Annotated in this window: 18 protein-coding genes, 1 tRNA gene and 1 pseudogene; 13 read left to right on the forward strand and 7 right to left on the reverse strand. The window is 66.3% G+C overall.

What is annotated here, in order from left to right:
• The first annotated feature begins 21 nt into the window (after positions 1-21).
• Both FHS94_RS01305 and FHS94_RS01310 read left to right on the forward strand, forming a co-directional pair.
• Positions 22-2,787: an ATP-dependent DNA helicase gene (locus FHS94_RS01305; RefSeq protein WP_184053712.1), complete on the forward strand. Its 2,766-nt coding sequence runs from the start codon at positions 22-24 to the stop codon at positions 2,785-2,787.
• The gene (locus FHS94_RS01310; RefSeq protein WP_184053715.1) at positions 2,784-3,317 is read left to right on the forward strand and encodes a histidine phosphatase family protein; all 534 of its coding nucleotides are present in this window, start codon (positions 2,784-2,786) and stop codon (positions 3,315-3,317) included. Before FHS94_RS01305 ends, FHS94_RS01310 begins: the two co-directional genes overlap by 4 nt.
• A 41-nt stretch (positions 3,318-3,358) precedes the next feature.
• On the opposite strand, the gene FHS94_RS01315 is transcribed toward FHS94_RS01310, so the two are convergent.
• Both FHS94_RS01315 and FHS94_RS01320 read right to left on the reverse strand, forming a co-directional pair.
• Complete coding sequence (locus FHS94_RS01315; RefSeq protein WP_184053718.1) at positions 3,359-3,883, reverse strand: YceD family protein; 525 nt, start codon at positions 3,881-3,883, stop codon at positions 3,359-3,361.
• Positions 3,880-4,437, reverse strand: coding sequence for a ubiquinol-cytochrome C chaperone family protein (locus FHS94_RS01320; protein WP_184054396.1), 558 nt, complete (start codon positions 4,435-4,437; stop codon positions 3,880-3,882). Before FHS94_RS01320 ends, FHS94_RS01315 begins: the two co-directional genes overlap by 4 nt.
• A gap of 66 nt (positions 4,438-4,503) precedes the next feature.
• Here FHS94_RS01320 and FHS94_RS01325 point away from each other — a divergent pair, with 66 nt between their 5' ends.
• The 6 genes from FHS94_RS01325 to FHS94_RS01350 all read left to right on the forward strand — a co-directional run bounded on the left by FHS94_RS01325 (position 4,504) and on the right by FHS94_RS01350 (position 11,006).
• Positions 4,504-5,013: an outer membrane protein assembly factor BamE gene (locus tag FHS94_RS01325; RefSeq protein WP_184053721.1), complete on the forward strand. Its 510-nt coding sequence runs from the start codon at positions 4,504-4,506 to the stop codon at positions 5,011-5,013.
• 127 nt (positions 5,014-5,140) lie between these two features.
• Positions 5,141-6,505 (forward strand): glycosyl transferase family protein, encoded by a 1,365-nt coding sequence (locus FHS94_RS01330; RefSeq protein ID WP_184053724.1) that lies wholly within the window; start codon positions 5,141-5,143, stop codon positions 6,503-6,505.
• Positions 6,502-7,533, forward strand: coding sequence for a hypothetical protein (locus tag FHS94_RS01335; RefSeq protein WP_246348277.1), 1,032 nt, complete (start codon positions 6,502-6,504; stop codon positions 7,531-7,533). The genes FHS94_RS01330 and FHS94_RS01335 overlap by 4 nt, the downstream gene beginning before the upstream one ends.
• Positions 7,534-7,594: 61 nt before the next feature.
• A complete protein-coding gene (locus tag FHS94_RS01340) occupies positions 7,595-8,509 on the forward strand; it encodes a TSUP family transporter (protein ID WP_184053727.1) in 915 nt (304 codons plus the stop codon).
• Entirely contained in the window at positions 8,506-9,267 is a 762-nt protein-coding gene (locus FHS94_RS01345) for a TIGR02186 family protein (protein WP_184053730.1), read from the forward strand. Before FHS94_RS01340 ends, FHS94_RS01345 begins: the two co-directional genes overlap by 4 nt.
• Before the next feature lie 77 nt (positions 9,268-9,344).
• A complete protein-coding gene (locus FHS94_RS01350) occupies positions 9,345-11,006 on the forward strand; it encodes an ATP-binding protein (RefSeq protein ID WP_184053734.1) in 1,662 nt (553 codons plus the stop codon).
• A 37-nt stretch (positions 11,007-11,043) separates the two neighbouring features.
• On the opposite strand, the gene FHS94_RS01355 is transcribed toward FHS94_RS01350, so the two are convergent.
• Genes FHS94_RS01355 through ftsE form a run of 4 tightly spaced genes read right to left on the reverse strand, consistent with a single transcriptional unit; the run spans position 11,044 to position 13,851 of the window.
• A complete protein-coding gene (locus FHS94_RS01355; RefSeq protein WP_184053737.1) occupies positions 11,044-11,739 on the reverse strand; it encodes a 1-acyl-sn-glycerol-3-phosphate acyltransferase in 696 nt (231 codons plus the stop codon).
• Positions 11,736-12,269: a YdcF family protein gene (locus FHS94_RS01360; RefSeq protein ID WP_221234456.1), complete on the reverse strand. Its 534-nt coding sequence runs from the start codon at positions 12,267-12,269 to the stop codon at positions 11,736-11,738. The genes FHS94_RS01355 and FHS94_RS01360 overlap by 4 nt, the downstream gene beginning before the upstream one ends.
• Positions 12,269-13,102: a cell division protein FtsX gene (locus FHS94_RS01365; RefSeq protein ID WP_184054400.1), complete on the reverse strand. Its 834-nt coding sequence runs from the start codon at positions 13,100-13,102 to the stop codon at positions 12,269-12,271. The genes FHS94_RS01360 and FHS94_RS01365 overlap by 1 nt, the downstream gene beginning before the upstream one ends.
• A 41-nt stretch (positions 13,103-13,143) precedes the next feature.
• Positions 13,144-13,851, reverse strand: a complete 708-nt coding sequence (gene ftsE / locus FHS94_RS01370) for a cell division ATP-binding protein FtsE (RefSeq protein WP_184053743.1) — start codon at positions 13,849-13,851, stop codon at positions 13,144-13,146.
• A gap of 137 nt (positions 13,852-13,988) precedes the next feature.
• On the opposite strand from ftsE, the pseudogene FHS94_RS19580 reads away from it, so the two are divergent.
• The 4 genes and pseudogenes from FHS94_RS19580 to FHS94_RS19585 all read left to right on the forward strand — a co-directional run.
• Positions 13,989-14,087 (forward strand): annotated as a pseudogene (locus tag FHS94_RS19580) (MJ0042-type zinc finger domain-containing protein); the annotation flags it as partial.
• A 261-nt stretch (positions 14,088-14,348) separates the two neighbouring features.
• Positions 14,349-14,777 carry a hypothetical protein gene (locus FHS94_RS19315; RefSeq protein ID WP_246348327.1) on the forward strand — a complete coding sequence of 143 codons (429 nt, stop codon included), beginning with the start codon at positions 14,349-14,351 and terminating at the stop codon, positions 14,775-14,777.
• A 90-nt stretch (positions 14,778-14,867) separates the two neighbouring features.
• Positions 14,868-14,954: transfer RNA gene (locus FHS94_RS01380), tRNA-Leu, on the forward strand.
• 363 nt (positions 14,955-15,317) lie between these two features.
• Complete coding sequence (locus FHS94_RS19585) at positions 15,318-15,443, forward strand: hypothetical protein (RefSeq protein WP_281396806.1); 126 nt, start codon at positions 15,318-15,320, stop codon at positions 15,441-15,443.
• 142 nt (positions 15,444-15,585) lie between these two features.
• Here FHS94_RS19585 and FHS94_RS01385 read toward each other — a convergent pair whose 3' ends face one another.
• The gene (locus FHS94_RS01385) at positions 15,586-16,782 is read right to left on the reverse strand and encodes a multidrug effflux MFS transporter (RefSeq protein ID WP_184054402.1); all 1,197 of its coding nucleotides are present in this window, start codon (positions 16,780-16,782) and stop codon (positions 15,586-15,588) included.
• A gap of 251 nt (positions 16,783-17,033) precedes the next feature.
• On the opposite strand from FHS94_RS01385, the gene FHS94_RS01390 reads away from it, so the two are divergent.
• Positions 17,034-17,960, forward strand: coding sequence for an ATP-grasp fold amidoligase family protein (locus tag FHS94_RS01390; protein WP_184053749.1), 927 nt, complete (start codon positions 17,034-17,036; stop codon positions 17,958-17,960).
• Positions 17,961-18,054 lie beyond the last annotated feature (94 nt).

The raw sequence follows: 18,054 nt of genomic DNA on the forward strand, positions 1-18,054 counted from the left end.
CTCGCATTTCGGGACACGCCCATGCCGCTTCCCCATCTAGCCCTTCACGCAAGCCATGGCGGCATCTGGGTCGCTGACGGGGCCGGCACGCGCGCAATCGGGCGTGGCGAGGCGATCCGGCTTGCTGCAGACACGCCGGTGGTCCTGCTCAATGCGCCGCTGATCGGGCAGCGGCTGGGCTATGCCGAGCTGTCGGGGCTCGACCTGCTTGAGCTGTTCGCGTTCATCCACCCCGCTCGTTTTGCGGTTCCGACACCGCGAGGACTGGCGCGCGCCGTGGACCTGTCCCCGCCCGAGCAAGACGAGGATGTCGCCGCCTTTCTGCTCGAAGCCGCTGAATCATTGCTGGCGGTGCCAGCGGGAAACTGGGCGGAGCGCGAGGGAGCCTGGGCGAGCGCGCAGGCGCTGTTCCGGATGCGCTGGCCTTGGGGACCATCGGTGGTGGAGCGAGTTGCGAAGCCGCCGCGCGACGAGCGCTGGCTGTTCAGCCGCCTGCCCGAATGGGAGGAAGCGCCGCCCCGCCCTGTCCCGCGCACCGTGACATTGGACCCGTCGGAGGCGCAGGCTCGGCTGGCGGCGCTTACAGGGCAGGGTGCAGAGGAACGGCCGGGTCAACGCCTTTACGCCGCCGCCGCCGCTGAAGCATTCACCCCGCGCGCAATGCGGGATGCGCCCAATCTGGTGCTGGCGGAGGCGGGCACAGGGATCGGTAAGACGCTGGGCTATCTGTCGCCCGCAAGCCTGTGGGCGGAGCGCGCGGGCGGCGCGGTGTGGATCTCCACCTATACCAAGGCGCTGCAACGCCAGCTTTCCCACGAAACCGAGCGGCTGTTCCCCGATGCCGCCGAGCGGCGCCAGCGCGTGGTGACGCGCAAGGGACGCGAGAACTATCTGTGCCTGCTCAACCTGGAGGACGCGCTGCAGGGCGGCTTCGCCGGACGCGCGGCGGTGCTGGCGCAATTGGTGGCGCGCTGGGCCGCGTTCAGCGCCGACGGCGACATGGTCGGTGGAGACCTGCCAGGCTGGCTGCCGACTCTGTTCCGGCGCAACGGGCCCGCTGCGCTGACCGACAGGCGCGGCGAGTGCGTCTATGCAGGCTGCCCACATTACCGGAAATGCTTCATCGAGCGTGCCGCACGGGCGTCGGCCGAAGCCGATGTGGTGATCGCCAACCACGCGCTGGTGATGGTCAACGCCGCGCGTGGGCGCGAGCTGGCCACCCGTCCAACGCGCTACGTCTTCGACGAGGGGCATCACCTGTTCGACGCTGCCGACGCGATGTTCGGCACTGTCCTGTCCGGGGCCGAGACGATCGAGCTCAGGCGCTGGATCCTGGGGCCGGAGGCAGGCGGTCGTGGGCGGCGGCGGGGCCTGGCCGCGCGCCTTTCTGACGCGGCAAGCTATGACGAGGCGGCACAGCGCGCGATCGGCGACGCTGTGGACGCTGCGCGCTGCCTGCCGTCCGACGGTTGGCTCGGGCGTCTTGTGGAGGGCGCACCGCATGGGCCCGTGGAAGCGCTGCTCGCCGCCGTTCGGGGCCTGACCTATGCGCGTGCCGAGCTGCCCGGCGACGCGGGCTACGGGCTGGAAACGGAGCTGGCCGAGCCAACGCCTGCTCTGATCGACGCGGCGCAGCCAGCGGCAGCGGCGCTCGACGCGCTGGTCCGTCCGCTGAACGGACTTGCGCGGCGGCTGGAGGCGTTGCTGGCCGAGGCGCCCGACTGGATGGACGGGCCGGCACGCGCACGGATCGAAGGGGCGATCGCGTCTATCGGCTGGCGCGCGGAAACGGTGGCTGCGTGGCTTGCGCTGCTCTCGCGGGTGGGTGGCCCGGCGGATCCTGACTTCGTTGATTGGTTGAGCGTCGACCGGGCGGAAGGGCGCGAATGGGACGTGGGCCTGCATCGCCGCTGGCTGGACCCCACCCGCCCCTTCGCCGAGGTGGTGCTGAAGCCCGCGCACGGCGCGCTCGTCACGTCGGCGACGCTCACGAACGGGGGAGATTGGTCCACCGCGGAGGCGCGGGTCGGTGCGCCGCATCTGTTGCGTGCGCCCTCCCGCTTCACCGCGCAAAGTCCGTTCAACTATGCGGCGCGCGCTGAGGTGCTGATCGTCACCGACGTGAAGAGGGGCGATATCGCAGAGCTGGCGGGCGCCTATGCCCGGCTGATCGCGGCGGCGGGCGGAGGCACGTTGGGGCTGTTCACCGCGATCCGGCGGCTGCGCGCGGTGCATGCGAGGCTCGCGGACCGCCTGGCCCGTGACGGATTGCCGCTGCACGCCCAGCACGTCGATCCGATCGACACGGGCACGTTGGTCGACATCTTTCGGGATGATCCGCACGCGTCCCTGCTCGGTACCGACGCCTTGCGCGACGGGGTGGACGTGCCGGGCGAGTCGCTGCGTCTGGTGGTCATGGAGGGCGTCCCCTGGCCAAAGCCAACGGTGCTGCACGCCGCCAGGCGACTGGTGGGAGGCGGCACTGGATATGACGATCGCATCGTGCGCGCGCGGCTGGCGCAGGCATTTGGGCGACTGATCCGGCGTGCCGACGATCAGGGCATGTTCGTGCTGCTGTCGGCCGCCACGCCGTCGCGGCTCCTGACCGCCTTTCCGGAGGGTACGCCGGTCGCGCGGGTGACGCTGGACGAGGCAGTGATCCGAGTCGCGGCCCGCCTAGGTTCAACTGTCCCGACGCTGGCCACGCCGGCGCTTTCCAATCCGAACACGGTCGGGCATGAAGCGACGGCCGTGACCGAGCCCGGTCCGGGGGAGGCACGCCCGTGAAGACGTTGACGCTGTTGCGCCACGCCAAATCGGGCGGCGCCGATGATCCTGGCCTGTTGGATGTCGACCGGCCGCTCAACAACAAGGGTTTCCGGGCGGCCGAGCGCATGGGGCGCCACCTGGCCGAGCTGAACCTCCACTTTGACGCGGTGATCGCATCCCCCGCCAGGCGTGTTGCCGAAACACTGCAGGCCGTCAGCGCCGGTTATGGTAGTCCGCTGGACGCGACGTTCGATCGTCGGCTCTATCTCGCCAGCCCCGACACGCTGATCGAGGTCGCGCGGGAGCAGCAGGCGGAGCGAGTTCTCCTGGTCGGGCACAATCCAGGCCTGGAGGAATTGATACTGACGCTGGTTTCGCCGAACGCGGGGAGCCTTCGTGAGGAAGTAGCGGCCAAATACCCGACCGCTTCAGTCGCCGAGATGACATTTTCCGGCGACTGGGCCGATGTGGCGCCGGGCACGGCATCGCTGACCCGCTTCGTGCGCCCGCGTGACCTGGACCCGACACTTGGGCCCGATGCTGTTTAGGCATTGGCCCAACGCGAAGTTATCCTCCATCCGCCTTTTCGTTAACGGCCGCCGAGCTTGTCCTTCAGCGCGGCAGCGAGCCCGCTCATAGGGCCGGCCTCTTCCTCGCTCAGCACGCCGGCGTTGCGAAGCACCTCGGCAGCATTGGGCGCGCGAGGAAAGGGATCAAGCGCCAGCGCCACTGTCTCGGCGGCTGCCTCCCCCAAGTCGACAACGCCATTTTCGATCTCGATCGTGTCCAGCGCGTCGGCAGTCAGTTCCACTTCGTCGGTAGCGGCTGAGCCGGGATCCACGAAAAGCAGGTCCACGGCCTCGTCGATGTGTGCGGGAACGGGCTCCCCGCTGGCGGAACAGGGCTGAACAAGGTCCGCCAGCACACGCCCGCTCACCTTGATGCCGGCCTGCTCACGCCTGACGCGGAACGCCGCCTCAAGCCGGTCGAGTGACAAAAGGCCGAATCGACGAGCGAGGCGCTCCCGCTCGTCGGCATTGGCTTCGACCGCAATTTCGCGCTCGCGCGGGCCGATGGTATCGACACGCTCAGGCCGAGGAAATTCGGGAGTCACGGTAGGTCCCCTTCCAGCAGCCGTGCGATCGGGACGGCAGACAGGTGCGAGCGGAATGCGGAGAGCGCGCCGGCCACATGCTCGAGCGCCTCTGGGGCCGGCGCCTCACCCCGGTAAAGGTTCTTGATCAGCGCCGGACCAAGGTCCCCCGCCGCCAGCGCGTCGCGATAGGCGCCGAGCCGGCCGCCCAACGCCGCCATCAGCTTGCCAATGTGCTTGCCAACCGTGATGTCTCCGATGCCGATCTCACGCAGCTGCTGGTCCATGTCGTCGACGAATCGCTCGGTCAGGTGCGCGGCCGGTGCGGCGCCGGCCGGCTCCTCCTCCAACCGCAGCAATACCATCGACAGCACGGCTGCGATCGTGTCGAACCGGCCATCCACGGTGTCGGGCACTGCCCCTTCCACGTACCAATGCTCCTGCCGGGCACGCGCCACCGCCGCATTGTACAAGGGCAAGGCCTGGTCCCGTCGCCTGCCCAGAATTCGATCAACTAAACCCACTCGCCTGCCCTTCGAACCCTGTGCGGCTTGTGCGCCGCGTCCGCCTCGCATATCGACATGGTGGCCGGCCGATGCAATCGGCGCCCGCGACCGGCCCGTTTGCGCCACGGAGTATCCATGCGTTTGCCGCTTTCTGTCCGCCCCGTCATCGCCGCGACGCTGGTCGCGCTCGCAGCCGGCGCCTGCACTCCCGTGCGCTCGCATCAGGGCTACATCGTCGATGCGGACCTGGTGAACTCCGTTCAGCCGGGGGTCGACAACCGTCAGTCAGTGCTGGCGACGCTTGGAAGACCAAGCTTCACCAGCCAGTTCGCCAAGGACGCGAACGGCGGTGACTGGTATTATGTCGCTCGCGACAGCCGCAACCTTGCCTTCCGCAATCCGCGGGCAAAGGCGCAGATCACCCTGCAGATCAGCTTCGACCCGGCTGGCAACGTAACGGCGATCCGCCGCAGCGGCACTGAGCAGATCGCGTCGGTCGAGCCGAGCAGCAAGACAACCCCGACGCTGGGCAAGAAGCGCGGCTTCTTCGAGGATCTGTTCGGCAATATCGGCACCGTAGGCGCGCCGATGGGCGGCAGCGGTGGCGCGGGTGGTGGCGGCGGCGGGGGTCGCACCACGCCCTGAACGGGGCAGCGCTAGCGTTCGCTTTCCGCATGATCCGAGAACCGGCGCGATATGTCGGGCAAGTTACGCTTGCGTAACATAGGCTTGTACGCCACACCCGCCCTGGGGAACACGCAGGGGGCAGGGCGTGGAAGGGGTGGCGCATTTCGTCGATCCGCTCGCGCGCGAACTCGTGTTGTTCGAGGCGGCGATGTTGCTGATCGGCGGTATCGATGATCTGGCAGTAGACCTGCTATACTGGTGGCGTCGTATCCGACGCGGCCCGGACGTGCCCTTTAAGTTGTCGCCGCGGCGAGTCGCCGGGCGCATGGCGGTGTTTGTTCCCGCCTGGCATGAAGCTGACGTGATCGGGCGGATGCTCGACGCAGCGTTGATCCGGTACCAACATCCCGACTACCGCATCTTCGTCGGCTGTTACCCGAACGATCCGGATACGATCGACGCGGTTGCAGCCGTCGCGGAATATGACGCGCGGGTCCGGCTGGTGATCAACAGCGCGGTGGGTCCGACCACCAAGGCCGACAACCTGAACGCGGTGTGGCACGCACTTCTGCGCGACGACGCCGCCGACGGCCAATCAACCCGCGCCGTTGTGTTGCACGATGCAGAGGACGTTGTTCACGCCGACGAGCTGGACTTGTTCGATGCCCTGATCGACGTCGCGGACGTCGTGCAAATCCCTGTTGTGCCGTTGATTGACCCTGCTTCCCGCTGGATCGGCGGGCACTATGCCGACGAATTTGCCGAGGCGCATGGACGCCACATGCTGGTCCGCACCGCCCTGGGTGCGGGCATGCCGCTGGCGGGAACGGGATGTGCGATCGCGACGCCGATGCTGGCGCAGATCGCCCATGCGCGTGGCGGCGACCCCTTCGATGCTGCCAGCCTGACCGAAGATTATGAGCTGGGCCTGCGCATCGCAGAACTGGGCGGCCATGGCAGCTTCGTTCGGGTCACGGACGATCGCGGGCGGATAGTTGCCGTCCGGGCTTTCTTTCCGGGCACGCTGGCCGCTGCCGTCCGGCAAAAAGCACGCTGGATGACCGGCATCGCGCTTGCCGGGTGGGACCGCACCGGCTGGGGCCCGGCAAGGGCGCTCAGCGATCACTGGATGCGGATGCGGGACCGGCGTGCACCGCTCGCCATGCTGGTGCTGGCCATCGCGTACATCGCGCTGCTCAGCTGGGGTGCAAGCCTGTTGCTGCACAAGCTGAGCGGGACACAGGCGCCGGCCACGATCCCGACCTGGCTGTTCGTCACCAATACCGCCCTGCTTGCATGGCGGCTGGCGATGCGAGCTACCGCAACCGCAAAGGTCCACGGCCGGCTTGAGGGCTTACTGGCTATTCCCCGTTTCCTGGTCGGTAACCTGGTCGCCCTGATCGCTGCGCGGCGCGCCATGAGGATGTACATGGGCATGCTCGCGGGGCAGCCACCGCGCTGGGACAAGACCCGCCACCACTTCCCGGACCTGGCAAGCGTGCCCCAATGAAGCGCGGACGACCGATCCGGTTCCTCGGCGGCACGCTTGCCGGGTGGACAGCCCTGCGCATCATCATGCTGTGGCCCAGCATCGATGGCGTCCCCGCGCTGGTACGCGCGGTCGCGCCGCCACTGGCGGCCGCAACCCTGCCGCCCCGGGTGGTGATCCAAGTACCTCCCCCGATCAAGAACGCGCATAGGGCTGAGCGGACGCTGGCGTCTGGATCCGTCGCTGCGCCTCCACCCGGATCCGCGCTGGCACACGGGCCGGCACCGTTGAACCATGATGTTGCCCTGGCCCTCACCGCTCCGGTTGCGGCGGGAGAAACCGTTCCCGCGGGGCGGAACCAGGACAGGGCGGAATTGGGCACGATCCCGCCTCCGCTTCGCCCAACGCCACCCCCGTCCGGCACGACACGCCTGTCGGGCAGCGCCTGGCTATTGGCGCGCGGGGGTTCCGGCGGGACGCTGAGCGGCGGGCGCCTGGGTGGCTCACAGGCCGGCATACGGCTCACCTACGGGCTTGATAAGGAGCGCCGCATCGCCTTGGCAGCCCGGGCTGCGACGCCGCTTCAGGGCGCCGGAAGAGAGGCGGCGATCGGACTAGAATGGCGGCCCACGGCGCTCCCAGTACGGCTTGTGGCCGAGCAGCGCTTCAGCCTGGACGGCGGGCGCGGGGGCCCGACGCTGATGGCGCTCGGGGGGATCGGGCCACGCCCGATCGTCGCCGGGGCGACGCTGGAGGCCTATGCGCAGGCCGGTGCCGTTGCGCGTAACGTGGTGGAAGGGTTCGCAGATGGTGCCGCCCGCCTGGTCCGCCCCGTGGCGACGCTCGGCCGCACGCAGGTCGATATCGGAGCGGGAAGTTGGGGCGCGGTTCAGCGCGGCACGGGACGCGTTGATGTCGGCCCGACCATGGGGATGCGTGTACCGGTGGGTACGCGGGCTTTTCGCCTGACGCTCGACTGGCGAGAGCGGGTCGCCGGCAAGGCGAGCCCGGGCAGCGGCCCAGCCTTTTCACTCGGCACCGACTTCTAGCACGGCATCGCGGTGCATGCCCTGCTAGCGGCCAAAGCAGCAGGCGGGTAAGCGGGTTGGCGTGGACCTGTACCTTCCCATTGCCAACCTGTCGGTCAATGCGCTGGTGATCGTGCTGCTGGGTGGCGGCGTGGGCCTGTTGTCTGGCATGTTGGGCGTGGGCGGTGGGTTCCTGACCACACCGCTGCTGATCGTGTATGGAATACCGCCCACGGTCGCTGCGGCGTCCGCCGCCAGCCAGGTAACAGGGGCCAGCGTCTCGGGCGTTTTCGCACATTGGCGACGCGGCGGGGTCGACACCAAGATGGGCGGCGTCCTGGTAGCGGGTGGGATCGCGGGCTCGATCGCTGGCGCGCAAATCTTCCGCCTGCTCCAGGCAATCGGCCAGATCGATCTGGTGATCGGTGTCGTGTACGTCGTCATGCTCGGGTGGATCGGTTGGATGATGGCCAGCGAATCCATCCGCGCGATTGCGGTGGCCCGCGGCCACCTGAAGCCGCGGCCCCGCAAGCGGCGGCACCATCCGCTGGTCGCGGCGCTGCCTTTGCGCACCCGCTTCTACAAATCGGGCCTGTACATCTCCCCCTTGGCGCCGCTGCTGCTGGGCTTCGGCGTGGGAATCCTGACCATTCTGTTGGGCGTAGGCGGCGGCTTCGTCCTGGTGCCGGCATGTGTTTACCTGCTGGGGATGGCAACGCAGACCGTGGTCGGTACAAGCTTGTTCCAGACGCTGTTCGTAACGGCCGTCGCGACCATGGTGCATGCCACCACGACCAAGGCAGTCGACATCGTGCTCGCCGCCTTGCTGCTGCTCGGGTCGGTCGCCGGGGCGCAGGTAGGCGCCCGGTTCGCGTCGCGGATAAAGCCTGAATATCTAAGGCTCGGCCTCGCGATCGTGGTGCTGCTGATCGGGGCACGGGTGCTGCTGGGCCTGGTCTGGCGTCCGGAAGCGATCTTCACGGTCGAGCTCGCGTGATTCGGCCGGCGCTGCTCCTGCTCTTCGCGCCCCTGTTGCTGGGCCAGGCGAAGCCCGTGCTGGTGCCCGACGTGTCACAACGTGAGGTGCAGATCGCGTACTCATTCACGGGCGCGGAACTGCTGTTGTTTGGCGCTATCCTTTACCCCGGTGGCCGACCCCCGCCGGGTGAAGAACCGGCAGAGATCGTCGTGGTGGTGAAGGGTCCCACCCAGTCGATACTGGTACGTGAGAAGGAGAAGGTGGCCGGCATCTGGGTCAATGCCGAACGCCTCCGCTACCGCTCGGCGCCGTCCTTTTACGCGATTGCTTCATCCCGCCCGATCCGCACCCTGGTCGATGAGCGTAGTCGTGCGATCTACGAATTGGGCCTCGACAGCCTGCAACTCTCCCCCGCCAGCGCGGCGACTTCCGACGTCGAGGAGCGGTTCGAGCGGGGGTTGGTTGAGCTTCGTGAGCGGTCGGGGTTGTACTACGAAGCGCCGGGCGCCGTAGAGGTAACCGGTGGCGTGCTGTACCGCGCCCGCGTGACGGTGCCCGCACGCGTGCCCGTCGGCCGCTTCACTGCCGAAACCTTTCTGATTCGCCATGGTCGCGTGCTGGCCGCGGCGGTGCGCGACATCGACGTCCGCAAATCGGGGTTCGAGCGCTTTGTCGCGCGCGCGGCGGATCGCTCGGCCGTGCTGTACGGACTTACCGCCGTGGCATTGTCCGTGCTGTTCGGCTGGGTGGCGGGGGTGATCGCGCGCCGGATCTGACGGCAGAAAGCGCGCGCCTACCGGAATTTAAGACTCGGCGACTAGGCACGATGCGTGTCTTGCCAACGAGTGACCTCATGACCTTCATGCCCGGATCCGCTGCCTTCGAGAACGCGGTTCCCGCCGCCACGCCACTTTCGGGAGAGGAGGCGATCGGCTTTGTGCTCTCGGTTGCTGGCGCATCGAGCCAGGTGGTGCTGGATCCGGCTGCCCTGGAAGCGGCGATGGCGCATCCCGATCCCGTCGCGGCGAGCGCCGGCCAGGTCGGCAGCCAGATCAAGATGCGGGTTGGCGGGTCGTGGCTCGTCGCCAATGTCCGCAGCCTTGTTTATCAGGAAACCGGCGCCGGGCGGATCGTCGCCGAGATCGACTTTCTGGGCGAAGGCGATGAGGAGCGGCTGACGGGCAAGCTGTACAACTTCCGTCGCGGCGTGACTCGGTATCCGGTGCCCGGCTGCCACGTCGTACCGGTCACGACGGGTGACCTGCGCCAGGTTTATGCCGCCGACACAGTCCCCAGCGTTGGCGTCGGCACCGTTTATCCGACCAAGGACGTGCGTGCGTCGATGTTGATCGATGCCATGCTGGGCAAGCACTTCGCGCTGGTGGGGTCGACCGGTACCGGCAAATCAACCGGCGCCGCGCTGCTTCTCCATCGGATCTGCGAGCGTGCACCCTTGGGCCATATCGTGATGATCGATCCGCACGGCGAATATGGTGCGGCCTTCAAGACCAACGGCGCGCTGTACGACGTCAACAACCTGCAAATGCCTTATTGGCTGATGAACTTCGAGGAACACTGCGAGGTGTTCCTGACCACCTCCGGGTCCGAGCGGCAGATCGATGGAGACATCCTGGCGAAGTGCCTGCTGATGGCGCGCGGCAAGAGCCGGCTTGGGCAGGAGATTCCGAAGCTGACGGTCGACGCGCCCATTCCGTACATGCTCAGCGATCTGACCAACCTCATCCAGCTCGAGATGGGCAAGATGGACCGGGCAGGGGATACCGCGCCCTATCTGCGCCTGAAGACCAAGATCGAGGAGATCAAGGCTGACCCGCGCTACGGCTTCATGTTCTCCGGCATGCTGGTAGCGGATACGATGGCAAACTTCATCGGCCGGGTGTTCCGCATGCCGGGCGATGGCAAGCCCATCTCGATCATCGACGTCTCGGGCGTGCCGTCGGATATCACTTCAGTAGTTGTTGCAGTGCTCAGCCGCATGGTGTTCGACTACGCGATCTGGTCGCGAAATGAGCCGCAACGGCCGATCCTGCTCGTTTGCGAGGAGGCACATCGCTACATTCCCGCGGACAACGGCGTTGCGAAGTCGTCGGTCGGTCGCATCCTGGCCCGGATCGCAAAGGAAGGGCGTAAGTACGGCGTCAGCCTGGGCCTGATCACGCAGCGGCCATCCGATCTGTCGGAAGGCGTGCTGTCACAGTGCGGCACGATCATCGCGATGCGCCTCAACAACGAGCGCGACCAGGCCTTTGTTCGTGCCGCGATGCCCGAGGGTGCCCGCGGGTTCCTCGAATCCATTCCGGCGCTGCGCAATCGCGAGTGCATCATCTGCGGGGAAGGCGTGTCCATCCCGATCCGAGTCGCGCTCGACACGCTGGAAGAGGCAAAGCGGCCGGCATCGGGAGATCCCGTCTTTTCGCAATTATGGCGCGAGGTCGGCGACGAGGAAGCGATCATCACCCGCACGATCAAGCGGTGGCGCGCGCAGGGTAAGTGACCCGCGGATGACCCGAGCGGGCCTGGTCGTCGCCCGATCAGGCCCTGGATTCATCCAACGCATTGATGGCGGCGTGCACGCGCTGCTCGACTTCCGCGCGCGGAAGGCCGGTCGGGATTACCTCCCCATACCGTATCGTGATGACGCCGGGCTTCTTCGCGCCCTTGCGCGGCCACACGACGCCGCTGTCGACCGCCACTGGGACGACGGGCATGCCGAGCATTCGGTACAGCCCCGCGAAGCCGGACTTGATGGGCGGCTGTTCGCCCGGCAGCACCCGGGTTCCTTCGGGAAAGATCAGCACCGACCGCCCAGCGTCGCGCGCTGCCGCACCCTCCCGGATCATGCTGCGCAGCGCAGCGGCTGACCCATCGCGGTCCACGACCAGCGCACCATAGCGCCGAGCCGCCCATCCCCAGAACGGAATGTTGGCCAGTTCCTGCTTCAGCGCCATGGCGGGACCGTCCAGCCGCGCCTGCAATTCCAGCGTCTCGAACATCGCCTGATGCTTGGAAGCGTACAGGGCGGGCCCGGCGGGCCGCGAGCCTTCTACGCGCACCGTGATCCCCAGGATCGGTCGCGCAAGCCGACGCTGCAGGTTCGACCAGAAGGTAGCATGGCGGATCACCGCAGCGCGCCCGAACAGCGCGCTGATCGGAACCGACAGCACGATGGGCACGGAAAGCCCATAAAAGACGATGTAAAAGACGATCGTCCGTAACCAGTTCGTCACCCGCCCATCCCCAGCCAGAGCGCGACCCGACGCAGGATCAGCTTGTTGTATTCGTTGACCAGCCCCGTCAGCCGCGGCGTGCTGGGGACGCCGTCACCCAACACCAGCACGTCGCTTCCCAGCGCGGCCGACAGCTCCATGCGCGCGCGCGCAACGTGCCAGTCGGACGTGACCAGGCGCACCGTGCGGTACCGGTGCTCGCGGACCCATTGCGCCGTCTCCTCGGCATTGCCGCGCGTGTCCACCGCCTGGGCGCCCAAGTCGACACAGCAGCGCAGCAAGGCAGGGCTGGCGCCATATTCTCGCTCCAGATCGACGGGTCGCACGCCCGGTGCAACGCCCGTGACCAGCATTCGCTTGCCCTGCCGGGCACGCAGCAGGTCCAGCCCGCGATTAATCCGTCCGGGCCCGCCCGTCGGGACTACAATCGCATCGGTGGTCGTACCCTCCAGCGGCGGTGCAAGGGCGAGCATGAACACACAAAAGCCAAGGCTCCAGGCAAGGGCCAGGAGCGCGATCAGCCGGGTCATCACAATGTGCGCCCCAAAGCCCGCAGCACCGCCAGCCGGGCGGCGAACGTTGCAAGCGCAACAAAGCACAAGGGCAGCAAGGCCAGCAGCACCCAGTCGCCTGTGCCCAGCCGCGTGCTGCCCAGCAGTTCGGATCCTAGCGCCGCCATTTGCGCCTGCAGCGCTGCGGTGACGCCCAGCGCCGCCGCACCGCCCACCACGCCTCCGAATGCTGCGTCGAGCGCGATCCTGCGCTGGAAAAGGCGGGCGATCTGCACATCGGTTGCGCCGAGCATATGCATCACGTCGATCGTTGCCCGGTGGAATTGAAGGCCGGCACGCGCCGCCAGCACCACAACGGCTGCGGTTGCCGCCGCCATCAACAGTACCAGCCCGAGCGCGAGCAGAACCACCGTTCGCATGGCGCCATTCACCGGCGACATCCACGCTTGGTGCCGGTCCACCCGGGCGTCGGGCACTGCTCCTGCGACAAGGGCAGCCACCCGGTCTGCAGCCGTGTCACCCGGATCGCGCAGCTGTATGTCGATCAGCGCGGGTACGGGCAGCGCCGCATCGCCGGCATCATCGCCGAGCCAGGGGCGCAACAGACGCGCAAGCTCCGCACGTGGCACCGTTGACACTGCCACCACGTCAGTGCTGGCGCGCAAAGCTGCCGTGATCCGGGTCGCGGCGGCGTCGCGGCTTGCAGGGTCGCCCTTCACGACCTGCACCGTCAATCGCCCGGCAAGATCGCGATCGAGCAGCCGCGCCGCCGCGGCAGTGCCCAGGCCCGTTGCTGCCGACAGCACGGTCAAGAAGAGCATGATGGCCATGACCCCCGTCATGGCGCCCATGCCGCCCGCCTCGTCCAGCACGCGCCGGTGCGTGCCCGCACTCACGGCCGGGACCGGGGCGGTGGGTAGCGCAGCGCTCCCGTGGGATCGAGCAACCGCCCTTTGTCGAGCCGCATCATCTGCGCGTCCGGGATACGATTGAGCAATTGAAAGTCGTGGGTCGCGACAACAACAGTGGTGCCGAGCTTGTTCAAGGAATCGAACAGGTGAAGCAACCGTTCGGCCATGTCGGGATCGACGTTGCCGGTCGGCTCGTCCGCCACCAGCATCTCCGGCCGGCCAATCACCGCGCGTGCAATCGCGACCCGCTGTTGCTCTCCGCCCGACAAGGTTGCGGGACGCGCATTGGCCCGATCGGTCAGGCCCACCCAGGCCAGCATTTCACGCACCGGCTGCTCAACATCCTCCTCGGGCACCCCCGCCACCCGCAACGGGAGCGCGACATTATCCCAGGTGGAAAGGTGCGGCACCAGGCGGAAATCCTGGAACACGACGCCGATCCGTCGGCGAAAGCCAGGCAACCGCGTGCGGGGAAGCAGCACCGTATCTTCCCCGAACAAACGAATGATGCCGCGGCTCGGCCGCTGAGCGAGATAAAGAAGGCGCAACAACGACGTCTTTCCCGCGCCGCTTGCCCCCGTCAGAAAATAGAACGAGCCCCGGCCCAGCTGGAAACTGACGTCGGACAGCGTTTCAGGGCCCGTGCCGTAGCGCAAGCCGACATTTTCGAACTGGACGATACTCGCCATGATCAGTGCGCTGCCCCGTTTACAGCCTTGGCACGAACCCCCGACCCGCTTCAAGCTTGCCAGAGTCGCGAACGACGTGCTTAATTTCAGCCAGCAGCGGCCGGTCGCCGCGGCCGGTTCTGTGGTGCCCAGCGTTCATGATCCTCGAATGTCCCGAATGCAGCACCCGTTATCTGGTGCCAGACAGCGCAATTGGCGCCGAAGGGCGCACCGTGCGTTGCGCCAAGTGTCGCCACAGCTGGTACCAGGCGCCTTCCCTGCCGGAGGTAGCGGCGACCGACGCTGACCGTGTTCCCGCACCGGCTGTTGCGGCGCCGGCATCGGTGTCGATCGATGAATCGCCATTCGCGGCACCATCCTCGCCGCCAGCCCCCCCTCCTCCCCAGCCTGTGCCGGCGGCGCCGATTGTGCAGCCGTCGGCGCCCCGGGAAAGCATCGACGCCTTCGCTCATCGAGCGCCCTTTCGCGGCCGCCGATCACCCGCGCGACGCTGGACGATGATGGCGGTCGCGGCGGGCATATTGATGCTGCTGGCGGCGGGAGCGATCGTCTGGCTCGGCATGCCCGGGCTCGCCACCAGCATGGGCTTGCAGGCGGCCGAAACCCCGCTTCAGCTCAAGGACAATCCGATTGAGCGGCGCGAACTGGACAATGGGTCCGAATTGTTTGCGGTTAGCGGCCAGGTCACCAACCCATCCACCGATCGTCAGCGCGTGCCGGACATCACGGCGGACCTGCGGGACAGCCAGTGCCGCCTGGTGTTCAGCTGGAAGATCGAACCGCACCAGCGTACGGTGGCACCGGGCGGATCTATCGAGTTTTATTCCGCTCGCCTGGATGTGCCGCCAAGCTCCAAGCTGCTGGAGCTGAGCTTCGCTGGCGAGGGTGTACGCTCGCAGCAGCAGAACAATTGCCGCAAGAGCTGACGCGACATGAAAGGCGGGTTGCGGGGGGCGATCCGCTTTGCTAGTGGCACGCGCCTACCGGCCGCCGGGCAACCAGCGGTATTGGCACGTGCGGTCGTGGCGGAACTGGTAGACGCGCAACGTTGAGGTCGTTGTGGCCGAAAGGCCGTGGAAGTTCGAGTCTTCTCGACCGCACCAATCTTCAGAGTAGATGTCCGATAAGGACCTACCCCTTGGCCGCCCGGTAGCCCGTGGCGTCGCGCGAGAGAGGCCGAGCGCTCCTGCGCTGCAAGCAACCTGACAGCAGGCATCGAAGCTGCTGCCCGCGTCGTGCCACGAAACGCAGCACTGTTCGCTCCCGCTCGCCCCTCTGAGCAGGATTTACTCCGAAGCTCGAAGAACTTCCTCGACCTCTTCATGGCTGATGCCGAAAGCGCCCGCCAATCCGGAAATCGATGCGCCGCGCTTGGCAAGCTCGCGAATGCGGCTGGCGTCGACAACAGTCGTGTAGGACCGGGTGTCACGTTGCTCCCGAACGACGTCTTTTCGTCCAGAGGATCGATGCCGGCGCGCAGCAGCGGCATGCGGATCGCCTTGCGACGCCTGCTGCTCGCTTTCGCGGCGTTCGATACGAGCCCGTTCGCGCGCCGCTATATCAGCGTCCCGAGTGGCACCGCGAGCTTCTGATCGCTGCGCCATCGCCTCCGATCGTAGCTTGGCACGTTCATCGCGCGCACGCGCTCGCTCGCTTGCTCGATCCTCGAGGCTGGCATTGGACCGTACCCGCAGGCTGGACGACGAACCGCCCCAACTCTTGTCCATCGTTCAGTCAGCCCGCGTTTCGCGCATGGAACAGCTTTCCTCCCTCAACCACGAAAACGATCGCGAGGACGGCAAGACCGATGCCGAGATAGCCGATCGCCAGCGGGAATGTCGTGCCATTGTACGATTGGCCGATCAGCGAGCCAACGATCACCGCACCGACGCTGGTGATGAACCCCTGAATCGATGAGGCCGTGCCCGCAATGTGGCCAACCGGCTCCATGGCCATGGCCCCGAAGTTCGACCCGCACAGGCCGATGCAGGTCATGCTCAGGGCCTGAAAGATCATATAGCTCCACAGGTTTTCGAAGCCTGATGCGATTACCCCAAGGTGCAGGATCGACAAGGCGATGAGGCCCAGGACCGCGGATTGGGAGATAAGGCGCGTGCCCAACCGCTCCACCAGACGACTATTAGCGAACGATGCGCAACCCATAGAGAATGCGCAGGCGGCGAACAGGATGGTGAAGCGCGGGCCAGCATGGAATTCGTCGACGAAAATCTGCTGCGCCGATGACACGAAGGCGATGATCCCGCCAAAGGTCAGCGAGGCCGCAACCGCATAGCCGGCAGAAAACCGGTTCGACAATGTGAGTGCGTAGGCGTGCCGGAGCGATGCCAGCGACAATGGCGTCCGCCGCTCCACCGGCAGCGACTCGCGAAGTCGGACGACGGACCAGGCAAGCACCACCGCCGCAAAGGTTGCGAGCGCGTAGAAGATGAACCGCCATGGTCCAAATGCCAGCAGGACCTGGCCGATGCTGGGTGCAAGGATTGGCACCAGGAAAAAGATCATCTGCGCCACGGACAAGGTTCGCGCCATCTGCCGGCCGGAGAATCGGTCGCGGACGATCGCGACGGCGAGGACGCGGGTCGATGCGGACATCAGTCCCTGCAGCACTCGTGCCCCAAGCAGCGCGGCAAATGTCGCCGAGCTTGCCGCAAAGACGCTGGCGGCGACAAATCCGGCCAAGGTGATGAGCAGCACCGGCCTGCGCCCGAACCGATCAGCCAGCGGACCATAGATCAGTTGCCCGGCTCCGAAGCCCAGCATGTAAACGGTGATAATCCATTGCCGGTGGTTCGCGGTCGCAATGGCGAGTTGGTGGCCGATGTCGGCGAGCGCAGGCAGCATCAGGTCAACGCCCAGCGCATTCACCGCCATCAATGCGGCGATAAAGGCGACAAACTCGTTCGGGTGCATCGAGCGGTGGTGTTCTTGGTTAGTCATCGTGCGCGACCTAGGGTGCCCGGTCGCTATGCGCCACCGGGTTGCTGCAATCAGGGATAACGTCAGCGATCTTGGTACGTCGAGTTTCCCCGGCTTGCCTTGAAGCAGCGGAACGCGACGCTATGCCCACTAAGTGGCGGCAATACGCCGCCGTGTCGGGGGTGCGCTTGTCAGGCATTATAAAGGACGTTGGGGCACGACCACGCGCTGCCGTCAGTGACGCCATGCCCGACAAACCAGTATCGAAAACCCTATATAGGGAGCTGCCAATCACCCGCGGCTTCAATCACCTGGTCGCGGGATCCTACTTCGAGCGGATCTTTGGACGGTGGCCGCTGCCCCCGGCACATGCGGATGCGTTGATCAACGACGTCATCTTTGCGCGCATGATCGATGAACACTGGACGCCAACCCAGATCGCTTTTGTTGACAAGGAACATGCAAAGGCAGCGGCGCGAAGGCTGGCGCCAGCCCTCCGCGTGCCGGAAACATTGTGCGTCTTCCCGACTGATAACATAGTCTCACCCGAACAGCTGTTCTCAGCCTTGGCGCCTTTCGCGGGATCCAAGGCAATTGCGAAACCGACCCACGCAAGTGGGGCCGTCGTATTTCTGGAAGATCTTACCGCGCCAGCGGACCTCCGCTATCTGTTGACGCTCGCCACGAACGATTACGTGGCCGTGATCCGCGAAATGCAATATCGCGGCCTTCCGAAAAAAATCATCGTTGAACAGCTCATCCCATCAGCCAGCCGAGCACTGGACGACTACAAGTTCCATTGCGTGAATGGAGAGCCACTGGTCTGCCAGGTCGATCATCATCGGTTCGGCCAAGGCTGGAGTCAGTTGTTTAGCGTGCCTGACTTCAATCCGATGGATGCCCATGATGGCCTGGCTGCGCCCGAAAGCTACCAGCCTCCAGAGCAGGATCGCGTTCAAATTATGATGTCGGCGGCGAGGGCGCTTGCGGCACCGTTCGACTTCGTGCGGGTCGACCTCTACAATGGCTTGGATGGGGTCTACTTTGGTGAGCTCACCTTCACACCCGGCGGTTCGCTCGGGATAGCGCCCTCGATTGAGGGGCAGATTCCCGACAGTGCCACGCACCGACGCTATAGCCGGATCATCATGGACGCGTTGCGACAGTCCTAAGTCGCGGTAGCATTCGAATGCGACAGCGGGGTCCCACCCGGCCGACAGTCGAGCGCGCGCCCGTTTCCTGGCGTGATTAGCCATGCGATCACGC

Source organism: Sphingomonas aerophila (assembly GCF_014199305.1).
GTDB lineage: Bacteria > Pseudomonadota > Alphaproteobacteria > Sphingomonadales > Sphingomonadaceae > Sphingomonas > Sphingomonas aerophila.